The 13,733-nt window shown below is 74.6% G+C and carries 13 protein-coding genes; 4 read left to right on the plus strand and 9 right to left on the minus strand.

Translation table 11 applies throughout. The features are described from left to right. The coding region (locus AOK09_RS41100) for an MFS transporter (protein WP_407675402.1) at window positions 1-222 on the minus strand (222 nt) is incomplete at its 3' end. Window positions 223-483: 261 nt separating this feature from the next. On the opposite strand from AOK09_RS41100, the gene AOK09_RS15005 reads away from it, so the two are divergent. Next, the gene (locus tag AOK09_RS15005; RefSeq protein WP_055587689.1) at window positions 484-1,476 is read left to right on the plus strand and encodes a GlxA family transcriptional regulator; all 993 of its coding nucleotides are present in this window, start codon (window positions 484-486) and stop codon (window positions 1,474-1,476) included. Window positions 1,477-1,747: 271 nt separating this feature from the next. Here the strand turns inward: AOK09_RS15005 and AOK09_RS15010 are convergent, their stop codons facing one another. From AOK09_RS15010 to AOK09_RS15020, 3 genes are all read right to left on the minus strand, one after another. Next, window positions 1,748-2,932, minus strand: coding sequence for a GDSL-type esterase/lipase family protein (locus tag AOK09_RS15010; protein ID WP_055587690.1), 1,185 nt, complete (start codon window positions 2,930-2,932; stop codon window positions 1,748-1,750). Window positions 2,933-3,006: 74 nt separating this feature from the next. After that, the gene (locus AOK09_RS15015; protein ID WP_055587691.1) at window positions 3,007-3,459 is read right to left on the minus strand and encodes an ATP-binding protein; all 453 of its coding nucleotides are present in this window, start codon (window positions 3,457-3,459) and stop codon (window positions 3,007-3,009) included. A 284-nt stretch (window positions 3,460-3,743) separates the two neighbouring features. Next, a complete protein-coding gene (locus AOK09_RS15020; protein WP_055587692.1) occupies window positions 3,744-4,172 on the minus strand; it encodes an STAS domain-containing protein in 429 nt (142 codons plus the stop codon). Between the two features lie 482 nt (window positions 4,173-4,654). On the opposite strand from AOK09_RS15020, the gene AOK09_RS15025 reads away from it, so the two are divergent. Both AOK09_RS15025 and AOK09_RS15030 read left to right on the plus strand, forming a co-directional pair. Further along, complete coding sequence (locus AOK09_RS15025; protein ID WP_055587693.1) at window positions 4,655-5,215, plus strand: sigma-70 family RNA polymerase sigma factor; 561 nt, start codon at window positions 4,655-4,657, stop codon at window positions 5,213-5,215. Next, window positions 5,212-6,315 (plus strand): maleylpyruvate isomerase family mycothiol-dependent enzyme, encoded by a 1,104-nt coding sequence (locus tag AOK09_RS15030; RefSeq protein WP_079063075.1) that lies wholly within the window; start codon window positions 5,212-5,214, stop codon window positions 6,313-6,315. The genes AOK09_RS15025 and AOK09_RS15030 overlap by 4 nt, the downstream gene beginning before the upstream one ends. A 54-nt stretch (window positions 6,316-6,369) precedes the next feature. Here AOK09_RS15030 and purU read toward each other — a convergent pair whose 3' ends face one another. After that, entirely contained in the window at window positions 6,370-7,260 is an 891-nt protein-coding gene (purU, locus tag AOK09_RS15035) for a formyltetrahydrofolate deformylase (RefSeq protein ID WP_055587694.1), read from the minus strand. Window positions 7,261-7,442: 182 nt separating this feature from the next. Further along, on the minus strand, window positions 7,443-7,889 hold the full coding sequence (locus tag AOK09_RS15040; protein WP_055587699.1) for an SCO4402 family protein: 447 nt from the start codon (window positions 7,887-7,889) through the stop codon (window positions 7,443-7,445). Window positions 7,890-8,158: 269 nt separating this feature from the next. On the opposite strand from AOK09_RS15040, the gene AOK09_RS15045 reads away from it, so the two are divergent. Further along, on the plus strand, window positions 8,159-9,454 hold the full coding sequence (locus tag AOK09_RS15045) for an ABC transporter substrate-binding protein (RefSeq protein WP_063795957.1): 1,296 nt from the start codon (window positions 8,159-8,161) through the stop codon (window positions 9,452-9,454). A 4-nt stretch (window positions 9,455-9,458) separates the two neighbouring features. On the opposite strand, the gene AOK09_RS15050 is transcribed toward AOK09_RS15045, so the two are convergent. The 3 genes from AOK09_RS15050 to AOK09_RS15060 form a co-directional block, all read right to left on the minus strand. Next, window positions 9,459-10,328 (minus strand): uroporphyrinogen-III synthase, encoded by an 870-nt coding sequence (locus AOK09_RS15050; RefSeq protein ID WP_079063076.1) that lies wholly within the window; start codon window positions 10,326-10,328, stop codon window positions 9,459-9,461. A gap of 171 nt (window positions 10,329-10,499) precedes the next feature. Further along, on the minus strand, window positions 10,500-11,765 hold the full coding sequence (locus tag AOK09_RS43180) for a hypothetical protein (RefSeq protein WP_055587696.1): 1,266 nt from the start codon (window positions 11,763-11,765) through the stop codon (window positions 10,500-10,502). A gap of 281 nt (window positions 11,766-12,046) precedes the next feature. Next, window positions 12,047-13,429 (minus strand): hypothetical protein, encoded by a 1,383-nt coding sequence (locus tag AOK09_RS15060; RefSeq protein ID WP_055587697.1) that lies wholly within the window; start codon window positions 13,427-13,429, stop codon window positions 12,047-12,049. Window positions 13,430-13,733 lie beyond the last annotated feature (304 nt).

Raw genomic sequence — 13,733 nt, forward strand, 5'->3', positions numbered from 1 at the left:
CATCAGCAGGGCCCCGGTGACGACCAGTCGGACGCCGAACCGGTCCATCAGGGCCGCGGCGAAGGGGGCGGTGAGCCCGTAGAGCGCCAGGTTGACGGAGACGGCGCTGGAGATGACCCCGTGCGACCAGCCGAACTCGTGGTGCAGGGCCTCCATCATCAGGCCGGGCGTGGAACGGAAGCCCGCGGAGCCGACCAGGACCAGCAGGGCCACGGCGGCCACGATCCAGGCGTAGTGCAGGCGGGCGGCCGGGCGGGCGTCGGAGGCGGTCACGGGCGGGGTGCGCAGCTTCGGCGGCTCGGTCAGATCGGTCACGGCAGTGAGTCTCCGCCGGGCGGGTCCCCGGCGGCGAGTGGCCCGATGGCCAGGTTGCGCAAGGATCGGGCCAGGGGGCACGCTGGACGCCGCGGGGCCTGACCGCGCCGGACCGGGGATACCCGGGCGGCGCGGTGCCCCGGGCGGGCGGGACTCCTGGAGGTCGTGATGGCTGGGCCGCATCGGGTGGCGGTATTGGCACTGGAGGGGGTGGTGGCGTTCGAGCTGGCCATCCCCTCACGGATCCTGGGCAGCGCCAGGGACCCCGGCGGCGGCGGGCCGCTCTACCGGGTGCGGACCTGCACCCTGGACGGCGGCCCGGTCGCCACCAGCGCGGACTTCCGGGTCACCGTGGACCACGGCCCCGAGCTGCTGGCGGAGTCGGACACCGTGATCGTCCCCGCGGCGCACCAGCGCGGGCCCTGGTACACCGAGGGACGGCTCTCGGAGCCACTGGCGGCGGCGCTGGCCCGGGTGCGGCCCGGCACCCGGATGGTCTCGATCTGCACCGGTTCGTTCGTCCTGGCCGCGGCCGGGCTGCTGGACGGCCGCCCGGCGACCACCCACTGGCGCCACACCGACCGCTTCCGCCGCCTCTACCCCGCGGTGCGGCTGGACCCCGACGTGCTCTTCACCGACGACGGCGATGTGCTGACCTCGGGCGGGGTGGCCGCCGGGGTGGACCTCTGCCTGCACATCCTGCGGCGCGACCACGGCAGTGCGGTGGCCAACCAGGTGTCGCGGCAGTGCATCGTGCCGCCGTGGCGGGACGGCGGCCAGTCGCAGTACGTGGAGCTACCGGTGCCGGCGCCGAACGGCGGCAGGCCCGAACCGGGCGGCACCGCGGCGGCCCGGGCCTGGGCGCTCTCCCGGCTGCACGAGCCGCTGGGCCTGCGGGAGCTGGCGGCGCAGGCGGGGATGAGCGTACGGACCTTCACCCGGCGCTTCCGGGACGAGGCGGGGACCAGCCCGGGCCAGTGGCTGGTGCTGCAGCGGGCGGAACGGGCCAGGCAGCTGCTGGAGACGACCGACATGACGGTGGACCAGGTGGCCAGGGAGTCCGGATTCGGCACCGCGGCCTCACTCCGCGCCCATCTGCGCACGGTGCTGGGGGTGGCACCCACGGCCTACCGCCGCACCTTTCGCGCGGACAGGACCTGAACCGATCGGGTCGGGGTCCGCTCCCGCCTGCTGGCCGGACCCGGCCGGCGCGGCCCGGATCGGCTGGGCTTGAGCGGGTGGTGGAGCGCCCTGCCCACCCGGGCACGACACGGTGCCCCACCACCCGGCTGCGGCGGCCGTGCCCTGTCCGGCGCCGCTTGATCCGCACTCGCCGAGGAGGGCAGTCCGGGTGGTCACCGCCTGGACGCCGCCTCGCCGTCCCCTCGCAACGGACCGCTGCACCCAAGGGTGATCAGACAGACACGTGGCGTCAATGGCTTGTCCGAAACTCGGAAGGGTTGCAGCACATTTCGGCCGTACTACTGCGGTAGTGGTGGCCGGAAGTCATGGGTTCGCCCTGCTGGAGGAGGGCTGCCCAGCGCTCCCCCATCAACCGCTGACCTGCTGCGTCGGGGTGCAGACCGTCGGGCATCAGACCGGCCCGGGCATCCGCGGCGGCGAAGAGTTCGCGTCCGTCCAGATACGTCAGCCGGTGGTCCCCGCGCGCTCTGCGCACCGCCACCGCCTCGGCCAGCACCTCACGGATCCGCTGCAGCGTCAGGTCCCCGCTGACCCGCCGCCGGACACCGCCGGGCCCGTGGAACCAGCTGTCCGCGGTGGTCTCCCGGAGCTCGCCGCCGAAGACCGGGGAGATCACCGTGACCGGCACCTCCGGACGGCGGTCCCGGATCGCGGCCAGGAAGCCGTGCAGCGCCGGGCCCAGCGTACGGTCGCGCAGCGCGGCCGAGTTGTGGACGTTGATGCCGATCTCCAGGGTGATGCGGTCGGCGGGCTGCTCCGCCACGAGCCGGGCCACCAGCGGGTCCAGCAGGCAGGCCCCGCCGTAGCCGAGGTTGCCGAGGCGCAGCCCCAGCAGCCGGGCGGCGACCGCGGGCCAGCTTCCGGTGGCGGCGACGCCGTGGCCCTGGGTGATGCTGCTGCCGTAGACGGTCCAGCGGGGCCGCCGGTCGGGGGCGGGCGGCCGTACCGGGCGGCCGTCGACGGCGTGCAGCGCGCGGATGCGCACCCCGGGGCAGACGGGCAGCCAGATCTCCAGCTGCTTCTCGCCCGGCGGCAGGTCCGGCAGGTCGACGACGGCGTCGGTGAGCGGGGTGTCGGGCGCGGGCGCTTCGCGGACCGGTTCGCCGTCCACCACCAGGGCGTAGGGGGGCGGCGTTCCGGCCGCCGGTCCGGATGCGAGCGTCACCTGCTGGACGTGGAGTGCCAGGTGCCGGGAGGCCGTGGTGCAGCGCAGCCGTACGCCGCTGGTGCCCATGGCGGCGACGGCCAGCAACGGATGGTGCAGCTCCAGATCGGCGCGCGGCAGCCGCCAGGGCTGCACCCAGCCGTCGCCGTGCTCCAGGTCGACCGCGCCGTCGACGGCGGTGACCCCGTCGGGGAGGACGAAGCCGCCGGAGCGGGCCGGGCGGCCGGCCGCGGTACGGTGAGGATGCAACGGGCCTCCCTGGTCGGCGGCACGGGTGCCGGCCCCGGCGGCGGCGGAGGACGGTCCACTGCGGCGGCCGCCGGTCAGACCGCCAGCGCCTGCACCCGTTCCTCGGGCGCGGCGGGGGCGGCGGCCTCGCAGTCGATCTCGCACCAGACTCGCTTGCCCGATCCGTCCGGGTACCAACCCCAGCGGTCGCAGAGGCAGTCGACCAGCTCCAGGCCGCGGCCGCCCAGTGCCTCGCCCTCGGCGGGGCGGCGCTCCGGCGGGACGTCGCTGGCGTCGGCGACCTCGACCCTGACCGCCGGCCCCTCCGAGGCGCCGCCGACCGGGAAGACCAGACGCAGCACCGCCGGGCAACCGGTGTGCACCACCGCATTGGTGACCAGCTCGGACACGACCAGGATCAGCGTCTCGCAGAGCGGCGCGTCCGGGTCGTACCCGCAGCCGCGCAGCCGTTTGCGGGCCCAGCTCCGGGCACGGCCGACCTCTGCCGGATCGGGCTGCACCGCCATCTGCAACTGAAGCACCTGCACCGCTCACACCACCCGTAGTCGCAGGCCGACACCGCTGTCCTCGGCACGGTTCGTCCCAGAATGATCCGCTCGTACCGCGGCCAGCAAGCGCTTCGGGCATATTCCAGCGATCGGGGCACAGCACGGTGCATACTGCCCTCCCGCCATCGGCGGGACCGTTCTGCGCGTCCGCCCGACCGAGCGTAGCCAAACCTCGGAGCGCCGCTCGTGACACGGCGCGGGCGTCGCCGGAACCACCCTTCCTACATCTGTCCGAGGGCGGTCGAACGCCGCTGGACGGACGGTCAGGCGGAGAGCGGCACCGTGCCGCCCCCGGGGCCCGCGGGCAGTTCGGCGGCCAGGTCGGCGGCCGGGTCGGCGCCGGTCACGGCGGACACCACGTCGGGGTGGATGTCGAAGAGCCGCCGTACGCCGAGGGCCGTGAAGACCCGCTGCACCCGGCTCTCCCGGCCGTCCTGGGAGTGCCCGGGGATCACCAGGCGCAACTCACCGGCGCAGGAGCGCATCAGACGGCGTGCGGCGATCAGCACGCCCACGCCGCTGGAGTCGCAGAAGTGCACCTCCGAGAGGTCCAGCACCAGTCTGCGGCGGCCGTCCGCGACCGCTTCATGGACCCGCAGCCGCACCGTGGCCCCGGACACGAGGTCGATCTCCCCCGCCACTCGCAGTACGGCCCAGCCGCTGCGCTCCTCCGAGGTCACTGCCAACACCACGGGCCCCTGTCCCTTCCCTGCCGGGCGACGCGGTCCGGGCGGTTCCCGGGCAGCGCACCGGCCGCCGACGACCCTATGCCGTCTTTGCGCCGGTTGGACAGGGTGCCGCGGTCACGCAGCCGTAACGTTGCGGATGAATCATCAGCTTTTGCCCCTTCTGCCACCCCCGGTGGGGCCGCCCACATGGGCACCGGGCGTCTACGGCGCAAGCACCGGCGCTCGATGCGCAACCTCCGGCGTGTGTCGTCCGGACCGCGCTCCTCCGGACGGGAGAGGGTGCGTCAATCAGACGTACCGGGAGTTCCCCCCGTTCTTTGCGCAATCCCGAGCAACGTCTCTCATCGCCCGGATACCTTGGGATCTATCCGAGCGCGACGCCCGCCCTACCCCCGGGGCCGACGGAGCGTCAGGACCGTACGCCGGAACCGCAAGGGGGAGCTCGTACCGGATCCGGCGGCACGCAGGAAGGGTGGTGCGTACGCATGGCGACACCCGCCCCGATCCGTTGGGACCAGCAGATCCAGCAGCGCCTCGCCCGCGGCGAGGAGGCCGCGCTGGGCGAGCTGTACGACCAGTTCTCGCCCATGGTCCACGGCCTCGCCAACCGCGTGCTGGACAGTCAGTCGGCCGCCGAGCAGATCACCCGCGAGGTCTTCGGCCACGTCTGGGAGCACCCCGGGGACTTCGACCCCGCCCAGGGCTCCATGCGCTCCTGGATCAGCACCCTCACCCACCGCCGCGCGGTGGAGCGCCTGCGCCGCACCAGCGGGCTGCCCGCCGACGGCGCCGGGGCCGGCGCACCGCCGGAGTCCGCCGGTCTGGAGGAGGAGGTGCTGGCCGCGGCGACGGCCGCCCGCGTCCAGTACATCGTCACCTCGCTGCCGCACGCCCTTCGCGAGACGCTCACCCTCACCTACTTCCGCGGCCGCACCTATCAGCAGGCCGCCCGCGAGCTGGGGATACCGGAGGCCACCGCCAAGCACCGGATGCGGCTCGGCCTGCAACTGCTGGCCACCGCCCTGGCGACGGAGCAGCACCGGTGACCGCCCCCGTCGCGGCACCGCTGCCGCCCGCCGAGCACGAGGCGGTCCGCGGGCTGCTCGGCGCCTGGGCGCTGGACGCCTGCCCGGCCGACGAGTCCGCACTGCTGGAGCGGCACCTCGCCGACTGCGGCCCCTGTGCGGCCGAGGCCGCCCGGCTGCGGGACGCCGCGGGGTGGCTCTCCGCCGACGAGCCGCTGGACCCGGCGCCCGAGCTGCGCAGCCAGGTGCTGGAGAGCTGCCTGGTCCGCCGCGCCCCGCTGCTGCGGGTGCCCGACTGGGCGGCGCCCTACTCGGCGGAGACCGCCAAGCTGGACGCGCTGCTGCGCGACCTGGGGCCGTCCGAGTGGCTGGAGCGCGCGGAGGCGCCCTGGCACGGCGGTACGGAGTACTGGCGGCCCGCCGAGGTGCTCTGCCATCTCACGGCGGTGGACGGCTTCGTCGGCACCGCGTACGGACTGGCCGACCCGGTGGGCGGCCTGCCGGACGTCCCCGCGGGCACCCCGTGGGCGGCCGTCACCGCCCGTACGGCCTGGCTGATCGACGCCCACGGCGGCAGGGCGCCCGAGGCGGTCCGCGCACTGTGGCGCGAGCAGACCCGGGCCCTGGTGCACACCGTCTCGCTGGCCGGGCCGGCCGGTGGCGAGGTCCCGGTGGACTACGGCGACTTCCGCATCCCCGCCCAGGACGCCCTGGTGGACCGGGCCTTCGAGTGCTGGATCCACGCCGACGACGTGGCCCGCGCCGTGGACTATCCGTACGAGCCGCCGTCGGCGCCGCATCTGCGGCAGATGATCGACCTGGCCGCCCGGACGCTGCCGGCCGTCCTCGGCGGACGGCCCGGGGCGGGCGGCGAGGGGCCGCCGCGTGTCCTCAGGCTGGTGATCGAGGGTCCGGCCGCCGGGGAGTGGCTGATCCCGCTGGACGCCCCCGAGCTGCCCGGCGATCCTGACCCGGTGGCCTCGCTGGTGGTGGACGGCCTGGAGTTCTGCTGTCTCGCCGCCGCCCATCGCGACCCGGACCGGATGCCGGTGGGCCAGGACGGCGACGCCGCGGCCGTCCGCGAACTGCTGCGGGCCGCTCCGCTGCTGTCCCGTCCCTGACCTCGGCCGGACCGCCCCCGGCGGGGGGCGGTCCGTGGGTCCGCGGTCAGGCGGTCAGGCGAAGACCACCGTACGGGCGCCGTTGAGCAGCACCCGGTGCTCGCTGTGCCACTTCACCGCGCGGGCCAGCGCCTGGCACTCGACGTCCCGGCCGATGGCGACCAGCTGGTCCGGGGTGACGTCATGGGTGACCCGCTCGACCTCCTGCTCGATGATCGGTCCCTCGTCGAGGTCGGCGGTGACGTAGTGGGCGGTGGCGCCGATCAGCTTGACGCCCCTGATGTACGCCTGGTGGTAGGGCTTGGCGCCCTTGAAGCTCGGCAGGAAGGAGTGGTGGATGTTGATGATCCGCCCGGAGAGCGCCTTGCAGAGGTCGTCGGAGAGGACCTGCATGTAGCGGGCCAGCACCACCAGGTCGACGTGCTCGCGCTCCACCAGCTCCAGCAGCCGGGCCTCGGCCTCCGGCTTGGTGTCGCGGGTCACCGGGATGTGGTGGAACGGCACCCCGTAGGAGTTGGACAGCTGCTCGAAGTCGGTGTGGTTGGAGACCACCGCGGCGATCTCCACCGGGAGGGCGCCGATGCTGGTGCGGAACAGCAGGTCGTTGAGGCAGTGTCCGAACTTGCTCACCATCAGGACGATGCGCATCTTCTCGTCGGACGGGTGGATCCGCCAGTCCATGTGGAAGGAGGCGCCGATGGCGGCGAAGCTGGCCCGCAGCTTCTCCACGGTGACCGGGGCCTCCGCCGAGAAGTGCACCCGCATGAAGAACAGGTTGGTGTCCTGGTCGCCGAACTGCTGGCTGTCCACGATGTTGCAGCCGGTCATGAAGAGGTAGCTGGACACGGCGTGCACGATGCCCTGCTTGTCGGGGCAGGACAGGGTGAGGACGTACTGGCGACGGCCGTCGGCCGCGTCCTGCACCGCGTCGCTCTGCTCTGCCACGGTCGTCGCCGTCCTCTCGTCGCCGGTAGCGGCCCTCACGGGGCCGTCGTGGGACCAAGCGTGGCACAGACCGGGGTCCGAGCCGATCACTGCCCGCACTGCGGGACGTGTGTCCCGGGCCCGCCGTTCGGCCCCGCGGGCGGGCCGGTGCGGTCCGGGCGGCGCGGGTCGGCCCGTACGGGTCAGGCCGTACGGGTCAGGATGGCCAGCACATCCAGCGAGCGCGGCGGCGCGTCGGGATCCTCACCGTCGTTCGAGGCCAGGCGTATGTGGGCCTCGCGGGCCGCCCGGACGGCCTCGGGCCAGCCGTGGTGGGCCAGGTAGGCGTCGGCCGGGGCGTCCGCGCCGACCTGGTGCAGGATGCGGAGCACCCGCAGCACGGCGACGTCCACCAGCGCGGCCTCGCCCGAGTCGCGGAAGATGGTGCCCACGTACTTCTCGGCGGACCAGCGGTCCAGCCAGGTGTCCTCGACCAGCCGGTAGACGGCGTCGGTCACGTCTCCGAAGCCCTCCCTGCCGGCCACCCAGCACTCCTGCTGGAAGGCGGGGTCGGAGAGCATGTGCAGTGCGGAGCGGACCCGGGCCCGCCAGCGCCACCATGGCATGTCGTTGAGCGGCATGCCGCCCATGGTGCTGGAGCGGGGCCGTGCGCGGAAAGAGTTCGAGGAGACCGACATCGGAATCCGATAGTACGTTCTTCGCGGAGGCGACATTACGGCGCCCCCTCAGGGCCGTGCGCCCCCTGCCCCGTGCGCACCGCCCTCACCTCGGACGCACCCGGTGTTCATGTCGGATTTCCCCACCATTCGCCCGCCTGCCCTCCTGCCGTGCGGCGAGGCCGCCAGTCTGACGACCCGGAATGACGCGCACCGCACGTCCCAAGGAGAGGCAACCCACCATGACGCGGCTCGGAAGCTCCGGCACAAAGCCCGCCGTCTCCCGGCAGGGGAACACCCGCCGTGCCCGCCGTCTCCCGCTCGCCAGACTTCTCGCCGCCGGTGCGCTGACCGTGCCGGCCGCCCTCGGCGCCGCCGGCTGCGGCGGCCCCGCGGACGCCGCGACCTCGACCGACATCACCGTGATGACCATGGCCCCGACGGGCAGCGGCGCCACCGACCGGGCCGGGATGACCGCGCTGGCCGACGCCATCGGCCGCAAGGTGAACGCCACCGGAGGCATCTCCGGCCGCAGGCTGCACGTCCTCGTCTGCAACGAGCACAACACCGCCGAGGGGGCCGACGCCTGCGCCCAGCAGGCGGTGGACGCCAAGGCGATCGCGGTGGTCGGTTCCTACACCCAGTGGGGCGACACCGTCCTGCCCGTGCTGGAGGGCAAGGGCATCCCCTGGATCGGCGGCTACGGGCTCTCCACGGACGAGTTCCGCAGCCCCGACTCCTACCCGGTGAACGGCGGCACCCCCTCCCTGCTGGCCGGCAACGGCCGCCAGCTGATCGCCTCGGGCTGCCGCAGCGTCGCCGTGGTCCGGCCGGACACCCGGGCCGGCGACGTGATGCTCAGCTACCTCTCCCGCGCGCTGGCCCCGTCCGGCATCAAGCCGGTCGACATCCCCGCCCCGGAGCAGTCCACCGACTACACCTCCGTCGCCGAGCGGGCCATCGGCGACGACCAGCCCCACCACTGCGTCACCGCGGCGCTGGCCGCCGACCCCACCCAGACCTTCCTGGACGCCTACCGCAGGCTGCACCACACCCACACCCGGCTCTCCTCGGTGATCGGCAGCTTCCAGCAGTCGGTGGTGGACGCCACCGGCGGCAGCAGCGGCCCACTGGCCGGGGCCTACGCCACCAGCTGGTACCCCGACGAGTCCTCCAAGGTCTGGAACGGGCTGCGGGAGACCGCCCGCGACTACGCCCCCGACAGCACCATCGACCCCTCCGACCCCGGCATACAGACCACCTGGGTCGCCTACCAGGTCTTCCTGCAGACCGTGGAGCGGCTGGGCGCGCAGGTCGACGTCCGGTCGCTGGAGAACGCCCTGGACACCCAGGATCCGGTCTCCACCGGCGGCGCCACCCCGCCGCTCAGCTGGCGGCTCTCCGACATGCTGGCCAGTGTCGACAGCCCGCGCCTGGTCAACACCTCGGTGACCTTCCAGGCCGTGCAGAACGGGCAGTTCGTGGAGCAGCAGCAGCGCTTCGTCGACGTGCGGTGGGTACTGACCAACGCCTCCTGACGGGTCACCCCCGGCCGCGCGGCAGCTCCTCCTCCAGGGTCCGCACCATCGAAGCCAGCCGGCCCCGTTCGGGATGGACCGACGGCACCCCGGCCGCGTCCAGCGGCCGGGCGCAGAGCGCGCCGATGGCCACCGCCAGCACCCGGCCGTCGCGCAGCGCGGCCACCACCTCGTCGTACCGGCCCGCCTCCCGGGCCTGGGCGAAGAACCCCTCCACGGCGGGCTGGCTGGTGAAGGTCACCGCATGCACCTCGCCCGCGGCCACCGCCGCCGCCAGCCGCCGCGCCGGCGTGGGGTCGGCCGGCGGCCCCCAGCGGTAGACCGGCACCGGCAGCACCTCCGCCCCCGCCGCACGGAGCGCGGCGGAGAACTCCGGCATGGGCGCCCCGTGCTCCTGCACCGCCACCCGGCGCCCGGCCAGGTCCCGGGCCAGCAGCCAGGCCAGCACATCGTCGTTGGACTCGGTGGGCGCCGTGTACGCCTCCCGCAGGCCCGCCGCCCGCACCGCCCCCGTCGCCTTGGAGCCCCTGCACACCAGCGCCGACCCGGCCAGCGCAACCTTCAGTGCCTCCCCTCGGCCCCACTCCGCGGCGGCCTCCAGCCAGCCGCGGAAACCCACTCCGGTGGTCACCGCCACAAGGTCGGGCGGTGCCGCCACGCACTCCTCCACGGCGGCCCGCAGCTGCTCGTCGTCGGCCAGCGGCAGCGTCGACATGGTCGGCGCCTCGACCACCCGGGCGCCCCGGCGGCGCAGCAGCCCCACCAGGTCCTCCCGGCGCCGGTCCGCCGTCACGGCCACGGACCACCCTGCGAGGGTGCCGGATGCGGGTGCCGGGTCCACGGGTGCCGGGTCCGGAATCGGAGGGTTCGCCATGTGCCCAGGATGCCAAAACCGCCGCCCACCGCCGTTCTCAGCCCACTGGGCGGACGGGCTCCCGGCCGGGAGGCCCGTCGGGCGCGGCGCGGGACGCGGACGCCGTGGTGCGGGGCGCCGTCGGACGCCCCCGCGCCACGGCGTGGGCAGATCAGGGACGAACCGCGGAGGTCACAGGTCCCCGAAGCTGCGGGTGGGCAGCCCCGTCCGGCGGGCGATGGGGTTCCAGAGGGCGGAGGCCCGCTTCTTGGCCGCGGTGGCGGCCCCGCTCGCCACATCGCCCCGGGCCCGGTGCCCGCCCATCGCCGGGCGGTGGTGCTTGTGGCAGTTCTTGACCGAGTCGCCGCCCCAGGCCGCGTACTCCTCGTCCGCCTTGGCCGAGGCCTCCCAGGCGGCCCTGAGCTGCGCGGTGAGCTGGGCGCCGTTGGGCAGCTTGTCGACCTGCAGTGTGCCCAGGCTCTGCACCAGCTGCCGCCGCTGCCCCGCGGCCTGCACCAGCTGCTGGCGCGCCGCCCCGGGGTCGTTGCAGGAGTTGATGGCACCCACGGCGGCCACCACCGCGTCATGGCTGCTGCTGGCGTTGCCCAGCAGCCCGGCCAGGGCCTGGGCCTGGGCCTTCATGGCCGGGTCGACGGCCCCCGACGAGGGGGCGGACGACGCGGGCGGGGCGGCGGACGCCTGCTGGGAGCCGGTGGTCGTGGAGGGCGCTGCCGACGCCGACTTCCCGCCGTCACCGCCTCCGCCACCGCTGAACAGCGCACCGGCCAGCACACCCACCACGACGCAGGCGCCCACCACCACACCGGCGATCACCTTGGCCGAGGGCTTGCGGCCGCCGCCGCCCGGCGGGGCGTAGTCGTAGTCGGGCTCCTCCCGCATGTGCTGCTGGAGGTAGCCGCCGCCCTGCGCGGGCGGTGCGCCGTAGGCGGCGGCCGGGAAGGCGGCCTGCGTCGGCTGGCCCGCGTAGCCCTGCGCCTGCGGGCCGGGTATCGGGTGTCCGGGCCCGGCCGCCGGGTCGGCGGAGGGGTACGGCGGCAGGTACTGCGTCGCGCCCGCGGGCTCGGCACCGGGCGGCGGCCCCGAGGCCGGGTACGGCGGCAGGTACTGCGTGGAGGCCGCCGGGCCACCGGGGGCACCAGGCTGCTGCCCGGCCGCCGGATCACCGGCGGGGTACGGCGGGAGGTACTGCGTCGCTGCGGCGTCGGCCTGTCCGGCGGCCGGCCCCTGCTGGCCGCCCCAGGCGCCGCCCGGCTGCCCGCCCGCCGGCCCCGGCCGGCCCCAGGCACCCCCCGGTGCGGGCTGCTGCGGCTCCCCGACCGGACCGGGGTAGCCGTAGCCGGCGCCGCCGCCCTGCTGGTGCGGCGGCGGCCCCTCCGGCTCGGGCCGGAACAGGTCCTCGGGGTTCAGTTCTCGGGAGTTAGGGCGGCGCTGGTTCAACGCGATTCCTCAACTGTGCGCGGCTCCCGGGCTGCCAACGGCGGCCCGTTCTCCGCGGTCCACTTCTTCAGAATGTCGCCCCACGCTACCCGTTCACCTATACGGGTGACTACGCGCCTTGACATGCTCTCCCGTACGGGCTTCCGGGAGCGCTCCTCCCGACCCGCGGGAGGACGCTCCGCAGCGCCCGCCCGGCGAGGCGGGCGCCCTTCCCCCGGGAAGCGGACGCCGCAGTCGGTCCGGGACAAGCCCGGACCGCCGCAGGCGGCGCCGGACCAGGCTCAGGCCGCGGCGGCCTCCGTCTCGGCCCGCTCATGGAACTCCCGCACCACCCGCTGCTCGCGGAACGGCTCCAGCCGCTGCCGGAAGTCCTCCAGGTACTCCTCGCCCCGGTTGGAGCGCAGCCCGGAGAGCAGTTCCACCGCCTGCGCCCCCGTCTCGCAGGCCTCCTCCAGCTCCCGCTGCTGCAACTGGGCCGTGGCCAGCAGCACCAGGTCGACCGCCCGCCGCCGCACCCGCGTCTCCGGGTGCCGCGCCAGCGCCGCGCAGGCCTGCCGCTCGGCCTCCCTGCCCTGCTCCAGGTCGCGATGGCAGTGCGCCAACTCGTCCGCCAGATAGGCCTCGTCGAAGTGCGCGATCCAGTCGGGGTCCTCCTCCGGCCGGCTGCGTCCCATGGCGTCCACCGCCTTGGCGGCGACCAGCCGGCAGGACCGGTCATCGCCCATCAGGGCGTGGCCGCGCGCCTCCGCCGCGTAGAACATCGCCATCGCGGTGGGGGTGGCCGCCCCTCGTGCGCCCTCCTGTGCGGCGCGCGCCAGTTGGGCGATCTCCCGGGGATTGCCCAGCGTCGCGGCCAGGTGGCTCATCGAGGCGGCGAGCACATAGCCGCCGTAGCCGCGGTCACCGGCGGCCTGGGCCAACCGGAGCGCCTGGATGTAGTAGCGCTGGGCCAGCCCCGGCTGGCCGGTGTCCACGGCCATGTACCCGGCCAGCTCGGTGAGCCGGGCCACCGCGGAGAAGAGCCGCCGGCCCGTCTCCTCCCGGTACGAGCCGGTGAGCAGTCCGGAGACCACGCTGTTGAGGTAGTGAACCACCAGCGGCCGCACATGACCGCTGCCGAACCGGTGGTCCAGGTCCACCAGCATCCCGGTGGCGACCTGCACCGCCGCCACGTCGGAGGACCCCACGCGCGGCCCGCCCGCCCTGGCCACCACGGGGTCCGGCGGGGTGATCAGCCAATCCCGGCTGGGCTCCACCAGCGCGGACGCCGCCACCGTGGCCCCGGTGAGGAAGTCGCGCCGCCCGACGTCGCTGCGCCACAGCTCCCCGGCCTGCTCCAACGCCCCGGCGAGCGTCGGAGCGAACTGCAGTCCCACCCCGCCGGCCAGGTTCTTGCCGTCGGCCATGCCGATCTCGTCGACGCTGACCGGCCGCCCCAGCTTGCGGCCCAGCGCCTCCGCGATCACCGCCGGGGCCTGGCCGCGCGGCTGCTGGCCGCGCAGCCACCGTGCGACGGAGGTCTTGTCGTACCTCAGGTCGAGTCCGTGCTCGGCGCCGCAGAGATTGACCCGGCGGGCGAGGCCCGCGTTGGAGCACCCCGCCTCCTGGATCAGTGACTGCAGCCGTTCGTTGGGCTGTCGTGCGACCAGCGCTCTGGCGGCCATGGCCTCTTCGCCTCCCCAACACCCCCGGTCATCCCCCGGCGGGCGACGTGTGCGGTACCAGCGCCACGGACTCTGCCCTGACCCCGTGCCCCGGTCCGGATTCCGCATCATTTCCGGCAATTGACGCAGAAACGTGACGCCAGCTTAGCGACCCGCGTCACACCCGGTGTACCCCTCGTAACCGGCTCGACTCCCCACGCGCCCCTGAAACTGCACCTGTGCGCCCCGCCGCGCGCCACCCTGACCTGCGGCTCCGCCGCAGCCCCGGGACACCCCCTGGCCGGCCCCGACCTCACCGTCACGA

This window comes from Peterkaempfera griseoplana (assembly GCF_001418575.1).
Classification (GTDB): Bacteria; Actinomycetota; Actinomycetes; order Streptomycetales; family Streptomycetaceae; genus Peterkaempfera; species Peterkaempfera griseoplana.

Excerpts from the sequence above, each read along its gene's own strand:
- AOK09_RS15025 (WP_055587693.1), top strand. The coding sequence starts at position 4,655 with ATGGCGACACCCGCCCCGATCCGTTGGGACCAGCAGATCCAGCAGCGC.
- AOK09_RS15005 (WP_055587689.1), top strand. The coding sequence starts at position 484 with ATGGCTGGGCCGCATCGGGTGGCGGTATTGGCACTGGAGGGGGTGGTG.
- AOK09_RS15050 (WP_079063076.1), bottom strand. The coding sequence starts at position 10,328 with ATGGCGAACCCTCCGATTCCGGACCCGGCACCCGTGGACCCGGCACCC.
- AOK09_RS15040 (WP_055587699.1), bottom strand. The coding sequence starts at position 7,889 with ATGGGCGGCATGCCGCTCAACGACATGCCATGGTGGCGCTGGCGGGCC.
- AOK09_RS15060 (WP_055587697.1), bottom strand. The coding sequence starts at position 13,429 with ATGGCCGCCAGAGCGCTGGTCGCACGACAGCCCAACGAACGGCTGCAG.
- AOK09_RS15045 (WP_063795957.1), top strand. The coding sequence starts at position 8,159 with ATGACGCGGCTCGGAAGCTCCGGCACAAAGCCCGCCGTCTCCCGGCAG.